The organism is Nocardioides sp. dk884, assembly GCF_009557055.1.
Classification (GTDB): Bacteria; Actinomycetota; Actinomycetes; order Propionibacteriales; family Nocardioidaceae; genus Nocardioides.
This window is the reverse complement of the sequence record NZ_CP045649.1, coordinates 728,892-747,204: the sequence shown is the minus strand read 5'-3', so window position 1 is coordinate 747,204 and position 18,313 is coordinate 728,892. Positions and strand designations below refer to the sequence as shown.

General features: G+C 72.8%; 16 protein-coding genes. 3 read left to right on the top strand and 13 right to left on the bottom strand.

What is annotated here, in order from left to right; translation table 11 throughout:
* Positions 1-18 precede the first annotated feature (18 nt).
* The 8 genes from trmB to GFH29_RS03570 form a co-directional block, all read right to left on the bottom strand.
* Positions 19-756 carry a tRNA (guanosine(46)-N7)-methyltransferase TrmB gene (gene trmB / locus GFH29_RS03605; protein WP_228387743.1) on the bottom strand — a complete coding sequence of 246 codons (738 nt, stop codon included), beginning with the start codon at positions 754-756 and terminating at the stop codon, positions 19-21.
* Positions 757-891: 135 nt separating this feature from the next.
* Positions 892-2,085, bottom strand: coding sequence for an elongation factor Tu (tuf, locus tag GFH29_RS03600; protein WP_153322086.1), 1,194 nt, complete (start codon positions 2,083-2,085; stop codon positions 892-894).
* Positions 2,086-2,168: 83 nt separating this feature from the next.
* Complete coding sequence (gene fusA / locus GFH29_RS03595; protein ID WP_153322085.1) at positions 2,169-4,280, bottom strand: elongation factor G; 2,112 nt, start codon at positions 4,278-4,280, stop codon at positions 2,169-2,171.
* A gap of 69 nt (positions 4,281-4,349) precedes the next feature.
* On the bottom strand, positions 4,350-4,820 hold the full coding sequence (rpsG, locus tag GFH29_RS03590) for a 30S ribosomal protein S7 (protein ID WP_153322084.1): 471 nt from the start codon (positions 4,818-4,820) through the stop codon (positions 4,350-4,352).
* Position 4,821: 1 nt separating this feature from the next.
* A complete protein-coding gene (gene rpsL / locus GFH29_RS03585) occupies positions 4,822-5,196 on the bottom strand; it encodes a 30S ribosomal protein S12 (RefSeq protein WP_101526259.1) in 375 nt (124 codons plus the stop codon).
* A 194-nt stretch (positions 5,197-5,390) separates the two neighbouring features.
* Positions 5,391-6,833 (bottom strand): MFS transporter, encoded by a 1,443-nt coding sequence (locus GFH29_RS03580; protein WP_153322083.1) that lies wholly within the window; start codon positions 6,831-6,833, stop codon positions 5,391-5,393.
* A gap of 7 nt (positions 6,834-6,840) precedes the next feature.
* Positions 6,841-7,293 (bottom strand): MarR family winged helix-turn-helix transcriptional regulator, encoded by a 453-nt coding sequence (locus GFH29_RS03575; protein ID WP_228387742.1) that lies wholly within the window; start codon positions 7,291-7,293, stop codon positions 6,841-6,843.
* 102 nt (positions 7,294-7,395) lie between these two features.
* Positions 7,396-8,823 (bottom strand): NCS2 family permease, encoded by a 1,428-nt coding sequence (locus GFH29_RS03570; protein ID WP_153322081.1) that lies wholly within the window; start codon positions 8,821-8,823, stop codon positions 7,396-7,398.
* Positions 8,824-8,869: 46 nt separating this feature from the next.
* On the opposite strand from GFH29_RS03570, the gene GFH29_RS03565 reads away from it, so the two are divergent.
* The gene (locus tag GFH29_RS03565) at positions 8,870-9,166 is read left to right on the top strand and encodes a DUF2530 domain-containing protein (RefSeq protein ID WP_228387741.1); all 297 of its coding nucleotides are present in this window, start codon (positions 8,870-8,872) and stop codon (positions 9,164-9,166) included.
* Between the two features lie 42 nt (positions 9,167-9,208).
* On the opposite strand, the gene GFH29_RS03560 is transcribed toward GFH29_RS03565, so the two are convergent.
* Positions 9,209-9,991: a DUF3027 domain-containing protein gene (locus tag GFH29_RS03560; RefSeq protein WP_153322080.1), complete on the bottom strand. Its 783-nt coding sequence runs from the start codon at positions 9,989-9,991 to the stop codon at positions 9,209-9,211.
* 128 nt (positions 9,992-10,119) lie between these two features.
* On the opposite strand from GFH29_RS03560, the gene GFH29_RS03555 reads away from it, so the two are divergent.
* The gene (locus GFH29_RS03555) at positions 10,120-11,559 is read left to right on the top strand and encodes an MFS transporter (RefSeq protein ID WP_153322079.1); all 1,440 of its coding nucleotides are present in this window, start codon (positions 10,120-10,122) and stop codon (positions 11,557-11,559) included.
* A 3-nt stretch (positions 11,560-11,562) separates the two neighbouring features.
* On the opposite strand, the gene GFH29_RS03550 is transcribed toward GFH29_RS03555, so the two are convergent.
* Together GFH29_RS03550 and GFH29_RS03545 are read right to left on the bottom strand one after the other, a co-directional pair.
* Positions 11,563-11,958 carry a cold-shock protein gene (locus GFH29_RS03550; protein WP_153325611.1) on the bottom strand — a complete coding sequence of 132 codons (396 nt, stop codon included), beginning with the start codon at positions 11,956-11,958 and terminating at the stop codon, positions 11,563-11,565.
* A gap of 123 nt (positions 11,959-12,081) precedes the next feature.
* A complete protein-coding gene (locus GFH29_RS03545) occupies positions 12,082-13,530 on the bottom strand; it encodes an HAD hydrolase-like protein (RefSeq protein ID WP_153322078.1) in 1,449 nt (482 codons plus the stop codon).
* Between the two features lie 149 nt (positions 13,531-13,679).
* Here GFH29_RS03545 and GFH29_RS03540 point away from each other — a divergent pair, with 149 nt between their 5' ends.
* Positions 13,680-15,869, top strand: a complete 2,190-nt coding sequence (locus GFH29_RS03540) for a S8 family serine peptidase (protein ID WP_194288907.1) — start codon at positions 13,680-13,682, stop codon at positions 15,867-15,869.
* A 119-nt stretch (positions 15,870-15,988) separates the two neighbouring features.
* Here GFH29_RS03540 and GFH29_RS03535 read toward each other — a convergent pair whose 3' ends face one another.
* Positions 15,989-16,957, bottom strand: a complete 969-nt coding sequence (locus tag GFH29_RS03535) for an RDD family protein (RefSeq protein WP_153322076.1) — start codon at positions 16,955-16,957, stop codon at positions 15,989-15,991.
* A gap of 11 nt (positions 16,958-16,968) precedes the next feature.
* Positions 16,969-18,192, bottom strand: a complete 1,224-nt coding sequence (locus GFH29_RS20420) for an FHA domain-containing protein (protein WP_194288906.1) — start codon at positions 18,190-18,192, stop codon at positions 16,969-16,971.
* Positions 18,193-18,313 lie beyond the last annotated feature (121 nt).

The window sequence follows — 18,313 nt, the reverse complement described above, 5'->3', positions numbered from 1 at the left end:
CCTGCGGGACCTACCCGCTCAGTCGCTGACGCGGCGATAGGCCAGGTCGGTGATCGCGCGCCCGGCAGCGATCCCCTTGCGCTCGAACTTCGTCACCGGGCGCTCGTCCCACCGCTCGACGACCCCGCCCTCCAGGGACGGCTCGGCGTCGAGGACCTCGATCATCTGCTCGGCGTAGTCGGCCCAGTCGGTGGCCAGCCGCCACGTGCCACCCGGCACCAGTCGGGTGCCGACCAGGCGGGCGAAGTCGGCGCTGACCAGCCGGCGCTTCTGATGCCGCTTCTTGTGCCACGGGTCGGGAAAGAACGTCCACAGCTCATCGATGGTGCCGGGCTCGATGAGGTGCTCCATCGTCCACACGGCGTCCACGCTGCACAGGCGCACGTTGTCCGCACCGGCCTCGGCCACCCGCCACAGCGTGTCTGCGACGCCGGGGCGCCAGACCTCCAGCGCCAGCACGTTGTGCTCGGGGCGGGCCGCAGCGAGGACGGCGGTCGCCTCCCCCACGCCGGACCCGATCTCCACGATCATCGGTGCCTCGCGCCCGAACCACGCGGACCAGGCGAAGCCGGGGCGGTCGACGGCCTCGTCCGGCACCACCCAGTCGGCCTGGTGCGCGGCCCAGGCGGCCGCCTGGTTGGGGGTGAAGCGGTTGCCGCGCCGCGAGTAGCTCAGCACCTCGCGCATCCGGCGCCCGTCCTCGGTCAGCTTGTGGTGCGGGCGTGCGGGACGGACGGGCTCGACTGCTTCGTTCACGGCTCCATTGTCCCCGGCGTCGACCGGGGGTGCGAAACCGGCGGCCAGCGATGGGAAGCGGAGGAAATGCAGCACGGCCCCGGACCGAGGTCCGGGGCCGTGCTGGTGGATCAACCGGTCAGAGACCGGCGGTGATCACTTGGTGATCTTGGTGACGCGACCCGCGCCGACCGTCCGGCCACCCTCACGGATGGCGAACTTCAGGCCCTCGTCCATCGCGATGGGCTGGATGAGCTCGACCGACATCTCGGTGTTGTCACCCGGCATGACCATCTCGGTGCCCTCGGGAAGGGTCACAACGCCCGTCACGTCCGTGGTACGGAAGTAGAACTGCGGGCGGTAGTTGTTGAAGAACGGCGTGTGGCGGCCGCCCTCCTCCTTCGAGAGGATGTAGACCGAGGCCTCGAAGTTGGTGTGCGGGGTGGTCGTGCCCGGCTTGATCACGACCATGCCGCGCTCGACGTCCTCGCGCTTGGTGCCACGGAGGAGCAGACCGACGTTCTCGCCCGCCTGGCCCTCGTCGAGGAGCTTGCGGAACATCTCGACACCGGTGACGGTGCTCTTCATCGAGCCCTCGCGGATGCCGACGATCTCGACCTCCTCGTTGACCTTCACGATGCCGCGCTCGATACGGCCGGTGATGACCGTGCCGCGACCGGTGATGGTGAAGACGTCCTCGACGGGCATGAGGAACGGCTTGTCCGTCTCACGGGCCGGGGTCGGGATGTACTCGTCGATCGCGTCCATGAGCTCGACGATGGAGTTCGCCCACTTCTCGTCGCCCATGAGGGCGGGGTGAGCAGCGATGCGAACCACCGGGACGTCGTCGCCGGGGAACTCGTACTCCGAGAGGAGCTCGCGCACCTCCATCTCGACGAGCTCGATGAGCTCCTCGTCGTCGACCATGTCGCACTTGTTGAGCGCGACCACCAGGGCGGGAACGCCGACCTGGCGGGCGAGCAGCACGTGCTCACGGGTCTGCGGCATCGGGCCGTCGGTCGCGGCAACCACCAGGATCGCGCCGTCCATCTGCGCGGCACCGGTGATCATGTTCTTGATGTAGTCCGCGTGACCGGGGCAGTCGACGTGCGCGTAGTGGCGCGACTCGGTCTGGTACTCGACGTGCGCGATCGAGATCGTGATGCCGCGCTGACGCTCCTCGGGAGCCTTGTCGATCTCGTCGAACGCCGAGGCAGCGTTGAGGTCCGGGTGCTTGTCGTGCAGCACCTTCGTGATCGCCGCGGTAAGAGTGGTCTTACCGTGGTCGATGTGACCAATGGTGCCGATGTTGACGTGCGGCTTGGTCCGCTCGAACTTCGCCTTAGCCACTGGGGGCTCCTCCTGGTGTGGTTGTTACTTGACTCGTACTTGCTGGGTGGTGGTGCCGAGGGTCCGCGTGGGTAGCCGGTTGGCTACTCGCCGCGCACCTTCTTGATGATCTCGTCGGCGATGTTCGTGGGAACCTCGGCGTACGAGTCGAACTCCATCGAGTACGACGCCTGACCGGAGGTCTTGGACCTCAGGTCGCCAACGTACCCGAACATCTCAGACAGCGGCACGAGGGCGTTGATGACCATGTCACCGTGCCGCTCCTCCTGCGCCTGGATCTGGCCGCGCCGGCTGTTGATGTCGCCGATGACCGTGCCGAGGAAGCTCTCCGGCGTGGTCACCTCCACGGCGAACATCGGCTCGAGCAGGACCGGCTTCGCCTGGCGGGCGGCCTCCTTGAAGGCCTGGTTGCCGGCGATCTTGAACGCCAGCTCGGAGGAGTCGACGTCGTGGTAGGCGCCGTCCTCGAGCGTGAACTTCACGTCGACCATCGGGAACCCGGCGAGCACGCCGAACTCCATGGCGTCCTGGCCACCCTGGTCGACCGACGGGATGTACTCGCGGGGCACGCGGCCACCGGAGACGTTGTTGACGAACTCGTAGCCCGCGCCGGTGCCGGTCTCGGGGTCGATGTTCGGGCCGAGGGAGATGACGACCTTCGCGAACTGACCCGAACCACCGGTCTGCTTCTTGTGGGTGTAGCTGTGGTTCTTGACCTCGCGGCGGACGGTCTCACGGTAGGCGACCTGCGGCTTGCCGACGGTGGCCTCGACGCGGAACTCGCGCTTCATCCGGTCGACCAGGATCTCCAGGTGGAGCTCGCCCATGCCGGCGATGATCGTCTGGCCGGTCTCCTCGTCGGACTTGACCGTGAAGGTCGGGTCCTCGTCGGAGAGGCGCTGGATCGCGGTGCCCAGCTTCTCCTGGTCGCTCTTGGTCTTCGGCTCGATGGCGACCTCGATCACCGGGGCCGGGAACGTCATCGACTCGAGGACGACCTGGTTGGACGGGTCGCTCAGGGTGTGACCGGTCTTGGTGTCCTTGAGGCCCATGACGGCCACGATCTGGCCGGCGCCGACCGACGCGATCTCCTCACGCTTGTTCGCGTGCATCTGGTAGACCTTGCCGATCCGCTCCTTGCGGCCGTTGACCGAGTTGACCACGGACGCGCCGGCCTCGAGCTTGCCGGAGTACACGCGGACGTAGATCAGCTTGCCGAGGTGCGGGTCGCTGGCGATCTTGTAGGCAAGACCGGAGAAGGGCTCGTCGTCGCTGGGCTTGCGGACGATCTCCTTCTCCTCATCGCGCGGGTCGTGACCGACGATCGCGTCGATGTCGAGCGGCGAGGGAAGGTACTTGACGACCGCGTCGAGCAGGGGCTGCACGCCCTTGTTCTTGAAGGCCGTGCCGCACAGGACCGGGTTCAGCTTGTCGGCGAGGGTGGCGCGACGGATCGCGGCCTCCAGCTCCTCGACGGTGAACTCGCCGCCGTCGAGGTACTTCTCCATGACCTCGTCGTCAGCCTCGGAGAGGGTCTCGAGGAGCTTCTCGCGGTACTCGGCGGCCTGCTCGGCCAGGTCCGCGGGGATCTCCTCGACCTCGTAGTCCTCGCCCATCTTGGTCTCGCCGCGCCAGGTGAGCGCGCGCATGCCGACCAGGTCGACGACGCCCAGGAAGTCGGACTCGGCGCCGATCGGCAGCTGGAGGACCAGCGGGGTGGAGTTGAGGCGGTCGACCATCATGTCGACGCAGCGGAAGAAGTCCGCGCCGGTGCGGTCGAGCTTGTTCACGAAGCACATACGCGGAACGGAGTACTTGTTGGCCTGGCGCCACACCGTCATCGTCTGGGGCTCGACACCGGCGACACCGTCGAAGACCGCGACCGCGCCGTCGAGGACGCGCAGCGAGCGCTCGACCTCGGCGGTGAAGTCCACGTGACCGGGGGTGTCGATGATGTTGATCTGGTGGTTCTTCCACCAGCAGGTCGTCGCGGCGGACGTGATGGTGATGCCGCGCTCCTGCTCCTGCTCCATCCAGTCCATCGTGGCGCCACCCTCGTGGACCTCACCGATCTTGTACGTGATGCCGGTGTAGAACAGGATGCGCTCGGTGGTGGTGGTCTTGCCGGCGTCGATGTGCGCCATGATGCCGATGTTGCGGACCTTGTTGAGGTCCGTGGTGATGTCGACGGCCACTGTTGTGCGTTCCTTAGAAAGTAGGACGGGCGGGTGGAGCGGGGCGCCCGTGGGACGCCCCGCCCGTGATCACCAGCGGTAGTGCGCGAAGGCCTTGTTCGACTCGGCCATCTTGTGGGTGTCCTCGCGCTTCTTCACAGCGGCACCGAGGCCGTTGGAGGCGTCGAGGATCTCGTTCATCAGGCGCTCGGCCATCGTCTTCTCACGACGGTCCTGGGCGTACCCGACGAGCCAGCGCAGCGCGAGCGTGGTGCCGCGCGTGCCCTTGACCTCGATCGGGACCTGGTAGGTGGCGCCACCGACTCGGCGGGACTTGACCTCGAGGGCCGGCTTCACGTTGTCCAGGGCACGCTTGAGCGTGACCACCGGGTCGGTGCCGGTCTTCTCGCGGCAGCCCTCGAGCGCGGAGTAGACGATGCGCTGAGCGACCTGCTTCTTGCCGTCCTGAAGCACCTTGCTGACGAGCTGGGTGACCAGCTGCGACCCGTAGACCGGGTCGACGTCGATCGGGCGCTTGGGAGCGGGACCCTTGCGCGGCATATCAGCTCTTCTCCTTCTTGGCGCCGTAACGGCTGCGGGCCTGCTTGCGGTTCTTCACGCCCTGGGTGTCGAGCGTGCCGCGAATGATCTTGTAGCGGACACCGGGGAGGTCCTTCACCCGGCCGCCGCGCACGAGCACGATCGAGTGCTCCTGAAGGTTGTGGCCCACGCCCGGGATGTACGCCGTGACCTCGACGCCGCTCGACAGGCGCACACGGGCGACCTTGCGGAGGGCGGAGTTCGGCTTCTTCGGGGTGGTGGTGTAGACGCGCGTGCAGACGCCTCGGCGCTGCGGCGAACCCTTCAGGGCAGGCGTCTTGCTCTTCGACACCTTGTCCTGGCGGCCCTTGCGGACCAGCTGCTGAATGGTGGGCACCGGGTGGTTCCCCTTCTTTTTCACTCTCAGTACGCGACACGGTGCCGCGCACGATGGAACTGCCGTGTCCGAGATGGTGCGGCCCAACCTCCGTCGCTCACCCCCGCGGTCGGGCGTGTCGCCCTTCCTTGGCCCCTCGGTCCGGGGTGGCCACCCCGGCGAGGTCGTACGGCTTTGACGTGCGGTCAGGATGGCTACCTTGCTGCCATTCGTTTCCGAGCACGCGCAACGGCCTGGTTGTCCCAGACACGAAGACTGAGATTACCCGCCCCCCGAACAGGGGTCAAAACGGTGGCCGACGGGCGCTCGGGACCCCGGCCCGCGCCGACCGGCACCGGCTCCGCGGCATGCATCGACGCGGGCATGGGCTCATCCACGGCGTCGGGCCGCGCGAGCGCACCGGGGTCGCCGGGGCGTCCGGGACGCCGGTTCATCCGAGTGAAGACCAGGACCGCGAGCACGGCGCCGAGCAGGGTCAGGACACCGCCGACGATGAAGGTCCAGCGCGGGCCGAAGGTCTCCCCGATCCAGCCGATGATCGGCGAGCCGATGGGCGTGCCACCCATGACGATGGTCATGTAGAGCGCGACCGCGCGGCCACGCATCTCCGGCGCGGCCTCGAGCTGGATGGTGGCGTTGGCGGAGTTGAGCAGCGTGAGCGTGCAGAACCCGATCACGGGGGCGAACAGCGCGAAGGTCAGGTAGCTGGGCAGCAGCGCGGCCACGATCGAGGCCACGCCGAACCCGACGGTGGCCAGGACCAGCAGCCGCAGCCGGATCTTGACCCGGCGGGCGGCGAGCAGCGCGCCGGTGAGTGAGCCGACCGCGAGCGCCGAGCCGAGGATGCCGTACTCCCCCGCGCCCTTGCCGAAGACGTCGGTGGCCATCAGCGCCGAGGTGATCTGGAAGTTCATGCCGAAGGTGCCGGCGAAGAAGACGAGGATGAGGACCAGCACCATCCGGGGCTGGTTGCGCACGTAGCGCACACCCGCGCGCAGCGCGCCCCGGGTGCGGGCCACGGGCGCCGGCGTCTTCAGCAGCCGCACGTCCATCCGCTGCAGCTGCCAGATCACCGCGAGGTAGGACACCGCGTTGAGCAGGATCACCCAGCCGGTCGCCTGCGCTCCCCCGCCCAGCGCACCGATCAGCAGACCGGCCAGCGCGGGCCCGACGAGGCGCGCGGCGTTGAAGGTCGCGGAATTCAGGCCGACGGCATTGGTGAGATCCTCCGGACCCACCATCTCCGAGACGAACGACTGACGGGCGGGGCCGTCGAAGGCCGCGCCGATGCCGAAGACGAAGGCGATGACGTAGACGTGCCAGATCTGGGCGTGCCCGGTCAGGGCGATCGCCGCCAGCAGCAGCGAGGCGAGCGCCATCGTCAGCTGGGTCACCTGGAGCAGGCGGCGCTTGGGGAAGCGGTCGGCGATCACGCCGGCGTACGGCGAGAGCAGCAGGACCGGGAGGAACTGGAGACCCGTGGTGATGCCGAGCGCGGTCCCGCTGCCACCCGGGAGGCTGAGCACCAGCCAGTCCTGGGCGACCCGCTGCATCCAGGTGCCGGTGTTCGACACCGCACTACCGGCGACGTAGCGCCGGTAGTTCGGATTGGCGAGGGAGCGGAACGTGGGGCTCAAGGTGAGGTCAGTCCTCCTGGGCGAGTCGGTGCAGGATCGGGGTGGCGCGGCGCAGCACGTCGCGCTCCTCCGCGCTGAGGGCGCGCAGGCGGGTGGCCAGCCACTCGTCGCGGCGGGCCCGGTCGGCCAGGAGCGTCTCCCGACCTCGGTCGGTCAGACTGATCACCACGGCGCGCCCGTCGCTCTCGTGGGGGCGGCGCACCACGTGGCCGTCGTCGACCAGGTAGTTCACGGTACGCGTCATCGTCGGCGCTTTCACGCGCTCGCGCACTGCGAGGTCGCCCACAGTGAGGTCGCCGAAGCGGTGCAGCCCGGCCAGCACGCCCATCGCGGTGAGGCTGAGGTCGTTGCCCGGGTCGCGCTCGACGGCGAGCCGCCGACGCAGCCGCATCACGGCGAGCCGCAGCTCCGGGGCGAGCCCGGACCCGGCACGTGGGGTCTTGTCCGCGGTGACAGTCATGTAGTGAGCATAAGTCATTACTGTCGCTAAGTATTCCGACGAGAAGAGGCCCGGTCCCGTGACGGCTGTCACGGGACCGGGCCTCGACGGGGCCGGACCGGATCAGGTGAGCCAGGCGGTGATCGGCTCGATGCCGAAGTAGATGCCGAACAGCGCCGCGATGATCCACAGCAGCGGGCGCACCTGGCGCGCCTTGCCGACCACGACCTTGATCAGGACGTAGGAGAGGAAGCCCGCGCCGATGCCCACGCTGATCGAGTAGGTGAACGGCATCAGGACGACGGTGAGGAACGCCGGGATCGCGATCTCGACGTCGTTCCACTCGATGCCGGTGACCTGCTGCATCATCAGGAAGCCGACGAGGACGAGGGCGGGGACCGCCGCCTCGGCGGGGATCGCCTGCACGACGGGGGTGAAGAACGTCGCCAGCAGGAACAGCAGGCCGGTGACGACCGAGGCCATACCGGTGCGCGCACCCTCGCCGACGCCCGAGGCGGACTCGACGTAGGAGGTGTTGGAGGAGACGCCGCCGGCACCGCCGGCGATCGCGGCGACCGAGTCGACGATGAGGATCCGCTGGCTGTGCGGCGGGATGCCCTCGGCGTCGTTCAGGCCCGCCTCGGCGCCGATGGCGGTCATCGTGCCCATCGTGTCGAAGAAGTCGGCCAGCAGCAGCGAGAAGACCAGCAGCGCGGCGGCCAGGACGCCGATCGAGCTGAACGCGCCGAACAGCGAGAACTCACCGAACGTGCTGAGGTCCGGGACGCCGAAGAACTTGTCCGGGACCGCCGGGATGCCCACGGCCCAACCGAGGTCGTTCTCGCCCCCGCCGAACACCGCCTCCATGACGAACGCGGCCGCGGTCAGCACCACGATCGCGATCAGGATCGCGCCGCGGACCTTGCGCACCCACAGCGCGATCAGCAGCAGCACACCGAGGCCGAAGAGCAGGACCGGCCAACCGGACAGGGTGCCGCCGTTGCCGAGCTGCACCGGGACGCTGGTCTGCGCGGCGTCCGGGATGCGGGTCACGAAGCCGGCGTCGACGAAGCCGATCAGCGCGATGAACAGACCGATGCCGACCGAGATCGCGACCTTGAGCTCAGCGGGCACGGCGTGGAACACCGCACGCCGGAAGCCGGTCAGCACCAGCAGCAGGATGATGATGCCCTCGAGCACCACCAGGCCCATCGCGTCGGCCCAGGTCGACTGGGTCGCGATCGCGACACCGACGAACGCGTTGAGACCGAGCCCCGCCGCGAGCGCCAGCGGGAAGTTGGAGACCGCGCCCATCAGCATCGTCAGCACGCCGGCGACCAGCGCCGTACCGGCGGCGATCGCGGGGAGGTTGGGCTCGGACCCGCCGCCCAGGTAGTTGCCCTCCGAGTCCTGGATGTAGCCCAGGATGATCGGGTTCAGGACGAGGATGTAGGACATCGTCAGGAAGGTCACCGCGCCGCCACGGATTTCCCGGCCGATGCTCGAGCCACGCTCGGAGATCTTGAAGTAGGTGTCGAGGGCTGAAGTCACGAGACCGCAGCATGACAGATCCCGGGGCCGGACTAACGTGGCCACCGTGGAACGGGACGACAAGCAGCCGGAGAGGCACGAGATCGGTTCGAAGGTCTACCTCGTGGCCGACGTGGAGCCGCTCGACGTGGACGGCGTGCGGACCGTCGCGGTGGGCACCGCGCTGTGGCTGGTGGCCTTCGTGGCGATGCTGCCGTTCTACGGCCCGCTGGCCGACCACGGGCGCACCTGGTGGCTGTGGACCTGCCTGGCCGGGTTCGGTCTCGGCCTGTGCGGCTATGAGTTCTGCCGGCGCCGTCGCGCCGCCCACGAGGAGCGGGAGCGCGGCGAGCAGTCGTCCTGACCCCGGGGCGGCCCCCGGGTCAGTCCGAGGTGCCAGCGCGGGTCAGAAGGTCTCGAGCTCGCCCGGCGCGATCGTGATGGTGTCGAGCACCGGCTCGGGCAACGGCACCGGCTCGTGCTTCTTGGCCAGGCGCACCTCGGAGTGGGCGCCGCAGCCGTGGTCGAAGGAGACCACCCGGCCGTCGTCGTTGGCGTCGCCGTTGGCGCACACGCCGAACTGCTCGGCGAGCGGGCCGCCGAGGCGCAGCAGGAACCCGCAGGTCGAGCAGGAGTCGGGGGCCGCCTGGGCCAGCGGCGAGGACGGGCCGCCGTCGCCGTCGTACCAGCGCTGCGCGGCGAGGTCGCGGCCCTCCGGGGAGAGCGTGCGGGTGCGCCCGGCGTACAGCTCCTGGGCGACCGCACGGATCTGCGCCTTGGCGTCGGCGTCCAGCGGGTCGTCACCGAAGGAGTACGTCGGGACCAGCCGCGGGTCGTCGTCGGGCACCGGCAGCAGGTCGCCGGGCGAGAGGTCGCCGGGCTTGATGCGCTCGCGGTAGGGCAGCCAGTCGGGGGCGACGATCGCCTCGTCGCCGGGGATCAGCACGACCTCGTCGATGGTCACGTGCTTCTGACGCGGCGCGCGGGCGACGGTCACCGACCAGCGCCACCCGACGTAGCCGGGGCGCGTGCAGGTGAACAGGTGGGTGACGACCCGCTCCCCCTCGGCGAGGGCGCCGAGGTGCTCGCCGACGTCCCCGGGCTCGGTCTCCGCGAGGAGCGCGTCACGAGCGGCGTCGACCGCTGCAACGGCGGTGGCGTCGGGCCTGGGACGAGCGATCGTGGTCACGGCGCGTAATCATGTCTCATGCGGGGCCCTGCTGTCAGGTCGCCCCCTGGACTCAGCGGTCCCGAGCCGCGCATCCGCCTCGTGTCACTGCCCCCGCACACGCCGTCCGACCGGGCAGGATGGCCCCCATGACCTCCTCGCAGCCCGACCCCGAGGACACCGCGCACCGGGTCGGCCGCAGGCTCGGCACCGGCGCGCGCAGCACCGCGCACGGCGTCGCGGCGGCCGGGCGGGTGACCGCACGCGCGGGTCGGGCCGTGGGCCGGCAGGTACGCCGTGCCGCCAGCGCCCAGGGCGCCGGCGAATCCGGGCTGAACCGGCTCATGTACCTGCACTTCTTCAACACCGCCGGCGACGCGGCGGTGGCGATCTCGCTCGCCGGCTCGCTGTTCTTCCAGGTGCCCTCCGGGGAGGCCCGCGGGCAGGTCGCACTCTTCCTCGCCCTCACGATGCTGCCGTTCGCGATCGTGGCCCCCCTGATCGGCCCGTTCCTGGACCGGTTCAGCTCCGGGCGCCGATGGGCGATCGGCACCACGATGGCGGCCCGCGCGTTCTTGTGCTGGGGGCTCGCCGGCGCGGTGCACACCGAGTCTCCGTGGGTGTTCGCGGCGGCGCTCGGCGTGCTCGTCTCCTCCAAGGCGTACGGCGTGACGCGCGCCGCCGCGGTTCCCCGGCTGCTCCCCCGGGGCTTCACCCTGGTCCGCGCCAACGGCCGCGTCTCGCTGGCCGGCATCATCGCGACAGCGGTCTCCGCCCCGATCGCCGGGCTCGCCTCGCTCGCGGGCTCGCAGTGGTCGCTGCGCTACGCCTTCGTGCTGTTCGTCGTCGCCACGATCTGCGCGATCCGGCTGCCCGAGCGTGTCGACTCGAGCACGGGCGAGGGCACGCTGGTGCTGCGCGGCGAGACGGTGCCCCCGAGCGCTCCCCTCGGGCTGCGGCAGCGCACCCGGATCCCCCCGGCGGTGGCGTTCGCGCTGCGGACCAACTGCGGTCCGCGCTGGCTGGCGGGCTTCCTGATCATGTTCATGGCGTTCCTGCTGCGGGAGAACCCGCCCGAGAGCAGCCTGCGCGCGGAGGTGCTGATCGGGCTCGTCGTCGGCGCGGCAGGCGTCGGCAACACCCTCGGCGTTGCCGCCGCAGCCCTGCTGAAGCGGATCAACCCCTCGGTCGCGGTGGTCGTGGCGCTGCTGGCCGCTGCCACCGCGGCGGTGCTCGCCTGGAGCTTCTACGGCGTGGTGACGCTGGCCGTGCTCGGCCTGACCGCCGGGCTGTCCCAGACGCTGGCGAAGTTCTGCCTCGACGCCACCATCCAGCGCGACGTCCCGACCCAGGTGCAGGCCAGCGCCTTCGCGCGCAGCGACACCCTGCTCCAGCTGGCCTGGGTGCTGGGCGGGTTCGTGGGCATCGTGCTGCCCCTGGAGCCGGCCCGGCTGGGGCTGGGGGTCGCCGCGGTGGCCCTCATCGGGTGGGCGGTGTACGTGCTCGGCTCGCGCACCAAGCGGGTGCCGATGGGCATGCGCGCCCCGGCGACGGCGCCGGCCGGGTCGTCCTCGGGGTCGACCCCCTGAGGCTCAGAGCTCCAGCTGGTCGGCGAGCGCGCGCAGCAGCTTGGCCACCGGGGCCGCGGTCTTCGAGTCGGGGTGGCGGCCGTGGCGGTAGGCCTCGCCGATGTCGTCGAGCACCCGGATCAGGTCCTCGACGATCGGGACCATCTCCTCGGGCTTGCGACGCGCGGCGTTGCGCTGGTTGCGCGACACCGACGCGGGGGCGTCGAGCACCCGCACCTGGAGGGCCTGCTCACCGCGGCGGCCCTGGGCGATGCCGAACTCCACCCGCGTGCCCGCCTTGAGCGTCGTGACCCCGGGCGGCAACGCCTCGGCGCGCACGTAGACGTCCGCGCCCTCGTCCTGGGACAGGAACCCGAATCCCTTGTCGGCGTCGTACCACTTCACCTTGCCAGTGGGCACGGTCATGACCTCTTCTGCTGCGGGCACCGGCCGGCGCCGGGTGCGGATCGCACAGCCTATGTGGCGCGACGTGGCGTGCACCACTCGGTCACCCGCCTGGCGGGCACGGCGACGATCGGCGGCTCAGGACCAGCGGTCGGCCTCGAGCGCCTCGTTCATCGACCCCGAGCGGAACCCCCGCGGGTCCAGCGCCGCCTCGGCGAACCCGGCCTCGCGCACGGCGGTCAGCACCCGTGCCTCCCGGGCGGGTGCCAGCGGCAGCAGCCCCGCGTCGATCTCGACCGACGCGCGCTCGCCGAGGTCGCGGACCCGCAGGTCGCGCAGCGGTACGTCGTGGAGCGCGGCGCGCGCGCCCGCCTCGGCCCGCTCGACGCGAGCCAGCCGGCGAGGGGTGATCTCCACGCCGTACGCGACCCGGGAGGACAGGCAGGCCGCGGCCGGCTTGTCCCAGGTCGCCAGGCCCCAGCGGCGCGAGGCCTCGCGCACCTGCGCCTTGGTCAGCCCCGCGTCGCGCAGCGGTGTCACCGCCCCGCGCTCGGCGGCGGCCCGGATCCCGGGGCGGAACCCGGCGACCGCGTCGTCGGCGTTGGTGCCGGTCGCGACCGCCGAGAGCCCCCGCTCGCGGGCCAGCGGGGTCAGCACCTCCAGCAGCTCGGCCTTGCAGAACGCGCACCGATCGCCCTCGTTGGCGCGGTAGCCGCCGCGCTCGATCTCGTGGGTGGTCGGGGTGAGCAGCTCGACGCCGAGGTCCTCGGCGAAGGCCCGGGCCGGGGCGAGCTCGGTCTGCGCCAGCGCGTCGGACAGCCCGGTCGCGGCGACCACCCGGTCGGGTCCGAGGGCGCGGACGGCGGCGGCGAGCAGGAACGCGCTGTCGGCGCCGCCGCTGAACGCCACGAGCAGCGAGCCCCGGGCGCGCAGGTCGGCCTCGAGCGCGGCGAGCCGGGAGGTGAGCAGGTGCTCCTCCAGCCAGGCCGGGAACTCCCCCAGGTCCTCGAGCACCACGTGGGTGCCGGCCTCGAGCAGCTCCTCGCGGGTGCAGCCGCCACTGAGCACCGACACGCTCGTCACCCCGGCGGCCAGCGCGCCCTCGACGTCGTGGACGTGGTCGCCGACGTAGACCGAGGCGCCCTCGCGCTGCAGCACCGCGGCCTTGCCGACGCCCCACACCCAGCCCTCGAGCACGTCGACGTCGAGGCCGAGGTGGTCGACGTGCAGGCGCGCGTTGTCGGGGAACTTGCCGGTGACCACCACCGTGCGCCCGCCGTGGCGTCGTACGGCGGCCAGCGCCTCGTGGGCGCCCGGCAGGGCCGGCACCGAGGCGATCGCGTGCGCCGGATAGATCTCGCGGAAGCGGTCGCCGGCGGCCGGGATCGTCTCGGCGGGGAGGTAGGGGCCGAGCAGGTGCTCCAGCGGCGGGCCCAGGCGCCGGGTCATCTCCTCGGCCGGGAAGTCCACGCCGAGCTCGGCGCCGAGGGCCCGGAGCACCGCCTGGAACCCGGGCGCAGTGTCGATGAGGGTCAGGTCGAGGTCGAAGCCGACCACCAGGGGCGTGGGCTCCGGGGTCGCGGTCATGGGCGGAGTTTAGAGGCCGGGGCGCAACGAGATGTTTGTCAGCGCGGGCCCGTGTCGGACAGGCTAGGGGCGCGAGTCCCGCAGGTCGTGGGACTCGTGGCACTGACGCAACGGGCCGAGGGGTCGAGATGGGCAGCAGGCGGACCAGGGTGACGCGCCCGGCGGGTGCGGGTGGCCGTGCGCTGGTCGCTGCACTGGTCGCTGCACTGGTCGCTGCACTGGTCGCCGGCGGCGGGGTCGCTGCGCCTGGTCTCTCCCCCGCCTCGGCCGCGGCCGCGCCGGGCGCCCCCGGCGCCGCGGAGGCCGACGGGGTGCGCCTGCACCTGGTGACCCTGACCGGGCCGGGATCGGCCGGGGCCGACCGGACGTTCCCCACCGGCCCGGCGCGCGAGCTGGCGCGCCAGCAGCGGGTGCTGGACCGCGTCGCCGCCCCCGAGCCGGTCTATCGCTGGACGACCGCGTTGAGCGGGGTCGCCGTCGAGCTCACCGACGCGCAGGTGCGCGCGCTGCGCGCCGACCCCGAGGTGGCCCTGGTCGAGCCCAACACCGTGCGGCCGCTCGCCGGTACCCGCGCCTCGGTGGTCGGCGCTACTCCGGGCCCGGGACGCGACACCGGCGGCGCGGGGACCGTGATCGGCCTGGTCGACACCGGGCTGCACTCGGACGGACCCGTCTTCTCCGGATCCCCCGGCCTGGGCCGCGAGCCCCGCGACTTCCGCGGCTCCTGCGCGACCGGGGCGGACTGGGACGCCTCCGCGTGCACCGACAAGGTGCTGGCCGCCCAGTGGTACGTCGAGGGGTTCGGCCGCGACCGGCTGCGCGCAGCGTCCTCGCTCTCCCCGCGCGACGACCACGGGCACGGCACCCGCATCGCATCGATCGCCGCGGGCAACGACGACGTGACGGTGCGGGTGGGGCGCGAGGACCTCGGGCGCCACTCCGGAGCCGCTCCGCAGGCGCGCCTCTCCGTCTACAAGGCCTGCTGGACCGCACCCGACCCCGCCGACGACGGCTGCGCGAGCGCCGACCTGGTCACGGCGATCGACCGGGCCACCGCCGATGGGGTCGACGTGCTCAGCCTCGCGGTCGGCGGGTCGACGACCACCCCCGGGCGCATCGACACGGTCGAGCGCGCCCTGCTCGGCGCCGCCGAGGCCGACATCGTGGTGGTGGCCGCGGCGGGCAACTCCGGCACGCGGTCCGGGGCGGCGCACCCCGCGCCGTGGGTCACCACGGTCGGCGGCACCGCCGGCGTCCAGCGCCGCGGCCGGGTGGTCCTGGGCGACGGCACCGAGCTCCCCGGCGCGATGGCCTCCTCCCACCGGGTCGGTCCGGCGCCGCTGGTGCTCGGCGCGGCCGCCCCCGCGCCCGGGGTCGACCGAGACCGGGCCCGCCAGTGCGCTCCCGCGAGCCTCGACACAGCGCAGGTGCGCGGCGCGGTCGTGGTGTGCGAGCGCGGCCTGGTCGGCCGCGTCGACAAGTCCGCCGCCGTCGAGCTGGCCGATGGAGCGGGCATGGTGCTGATCAACACCCGGCGCGGCTCGGTGGATGCCGACCTGCACAGCGTGCCGAGCGTGCACCTCGGCCGGGACCAGGGCGCCCGGCTGCGCGCCTGGGCGCGTGCGCACCCCGGCGGTCTGGTGACCCTGCGCCCCGACGGCGAGCGCCGGGCAGGCTCGAAGGTCGCCGGGTTCTCCCCCGCCGGCGACCCGGCCGCGGCCGTCCTCAAGCCCGACCTGCTCGCCCCCGCCACCGGGCTGCTCAGCGCCGTACCGCCCGGTGCACGCGCGGAACGCTGGGACTTCACGAGCGGCACCTCGGCGGCCGCGGCGTACACCAGCGGCGTCGCCGCGCGGCTCCGTGCCCGCCGCGACTGGTCGGCCGCCGCCGTGCGCTCGGCGCTCGCCACCACGAGCGCCGCGGTGCCGGGGCCGGTGCTGCGCACCGGAGCCGGGCGCCTGCAGCCCGACCTCGCCCCGCGCCCGGGGCTGGTGCACGACCTCGACCCGGGCGACTACCGCCGCTGGCTGGAAGGCACCCTCGGCCGGCACCTCAACACCCCCTCGATCGTGCTGCGCGAGGGCCGCGAGGTCGCGCGCCGCACCATCACCAACGTCGGCGACCAGCCGCTCTACTTCTCCTCCGCCGCCTCCGGCTTCGGGCGCTACGACGTCCGGGTCACCCCGGCCGCGGTGCGCCTCGCCCCCGGTGAGTCCGCGACCTACACCGTGCGCGTCAGCGGCCCCGCCTCCGGCGCGCGGCCCCTCGACGACGGTGTGGTCACCTGGCGCGGCGCGACCGGCACCCGCACCCGGGTGCCGGTGCTGATCGCCCGCTGACGTCGGGGTGGTGCCTGGCCCCGGGGGTGCCGGGGGGGCGGGGGTGCCGGGGGGCGGGGGTGCCGGGGTTGCGCACCTAACTCAGCAAGCCGGCCACCGCCCGGGCAGCGGCCCGGCGCTCACCCCTCGCGGAGCACCTCCATCAGGTGTGCCCCGAAGCGCACCCGGTCGTGGGCGAGCAAGGTGGTGGGTCGGCCGGGGGCGAGCTCGCGCGGGGCGCCGCCGCGCAGCAGGACGGTGCCGGGGGTGGACCCGCGGTCCATGATCACGAGGGTCCCGCCGGCGACCACCTGCAGCCGGGCGTCGGTCCGCGACACCGACGCGTCCCCCGGGCCCAGCACGACCCGGCGCCGTACCGGCTCGACGCCGGCCTCGGGGTCGCCCCCGATCAGCGTGAGCCCCTCGACCACGAAGCTCTCCCCGGTGTCGAAGCGGACCCGCCACCGCGCGGCGGCCGGGGACGCCGCGACCGGGGCAGGGAGGGTCCGGGCGGCCGTCCGGGAGGCTTTCCGGGAGGCCGCCCGGGACGTCGCCCCAGAGGTCGCCGCGGACGTCGCCGCGAGCGGCGCCGGCGCGGGCAGGAGGCGCATCGCGGTCAGGTTGATCGGCGCCGGGTGCGCGGGTGCCTGGTCCTCGGGCCCGGCGGGGGCGCGGCGCAGGTCGAGGACCACCGTGCCGAGAAGCCGGTCGTGCCACCCCCGCCGCCACCCGCTCGGGTCGACCAGCGCCGTCCAGGCGAACACCGCGAGGCCGGCCCCGAGGGTCGCGACCCCGGCGACGGCGAGCACGGCCGCGCGCAGCAGCGCCGGTCCTGCTCCGACCGGGACGCCATCGATGCCGACCGTCCGGATCCCGAGCGCCGTCCGGCCCGGTGAGGAGCCGGTCAGCCCGAGCGCCACCGCCTCCAGGACCGCCGCCACCAGCAGCGCCCCCACCCCGACCCCGAGGACGGTGGGCAGGTCGGCGCCCAGCCGGTGCACGGCGTACGCCGGGGCGAGGGCACCCAGCGCGAGGACCAGCAGGTCGAGGACCGCGGCGTGGAAGCGGCGCTCCAGCGCGGCCGGCGGACAACGGGTCAGCTCGCGCACCGGCTCGGCCGTCAGGGCGTGGTGACCTGGATGGTGACCCCGTCACCGAGGTCGATCAGCGAGCCCGGGACGAGCAGCGCCGCGATGCCCGGCTGGAGCGCCTCGGGCGGCAGGCCCGGACGCGCCAGCACGCTGCCGTTGGTCGAGCCGAGGTCGGTGACCACCGCCGAACCGGTGTCGGCCCCGATCCCGGGGCTCACCTCGAGGTGGGTCGCGGAGATCTCCTGGTGCGGGCTCGGCACGGTCACCAGCCGCGCGTCCTCCCCCGACATCGCGCGACCCGCGGAGGGCGCCCGGCCGATGAGCACCGGACGGTCCACGTCGACGACCGTGCCGTCGGAGACGATCAGTCGCGCCACGGGCGCCTCCACCTCCCGGGCGAACGGCTCGGACTCGGCCGGGTGCCCGGGGTCGTCGTCGCCGCGGTGGTAGGAGACCTCGCGGTGACCGGCTCCCCATCCGACCGGTGCGCCGGGCGGCGGGGTGGCCGGGACCGGGGAGGGCCCGCCCATCGGCGGCGGCGGCACCGGCGGGAAGTCGGGGACCGCGGGCAGGTCGAGCGCCGTGGGCGCCTCGGCCTCCGGGTCCACCGCCCCGATCGGCCCGGTGTCCGGACCGCCGAACGGTACGGCGCCGGGCGCCGGCGGAGCAGGCGCCGGCGGAGGCGGAGGCGGCGGGGTGCTCGGGGGCGGAGGCGGGGGCGACGGCGCGGCCGGCGGCGTCTGCACCGCGGCAGCAGGCGCCGGCGGCGGGTCCGGCGCCGGCGCGACGTACGGCGGATGGTCGACGCGGGCGGCCCGCACCAGCCCGTCGGTGAGGACCAGGTCGGGGCCGTTCGCCTCGCCGGCGCTCAGCGTCACCTGCTGGACCCCCGTGACGCACCGGTCCAGGAAGCTCGAGGCCTCGGTGCCGTCCAGCGAGACCACCCCGTCGGCGCCGCGGAGCTCGGCGTGCACCGGGCCGCGCAGCAGCACCCGGGTGTCCCCGCCCTCGACCACCCCGGCCAGGGCGAACCCGGACAGCGAGCGCAGCCCGCCGGCGAGCAGCGCGTCGAGGAGGTCCTCGAGGTCGGCGCCCTCGTCGGCCAGCTCCCACAGCCGGGCCGCGCGGGCGCGCTGGTCGGGGGGCAGCAGCAGCACCGTGCGCGGGCCGAGGACGGCGTACCACTCCCCGGGGCGGTAGGACCGCGGTCCGCTGTGCGGCGGCCGGGCGGTCTCCGGCGTCGGGTCGGTCATGGCGTCCCACTCCTTCTGGGCTGACGGCTGGTGCTCACTCGATCCCATCACATCCCCGCGCGACGGCGCTTCCCGTCGCACAGCGGCGGGGCCGCGCTGTGGAGGAGGACACCTGGCGATC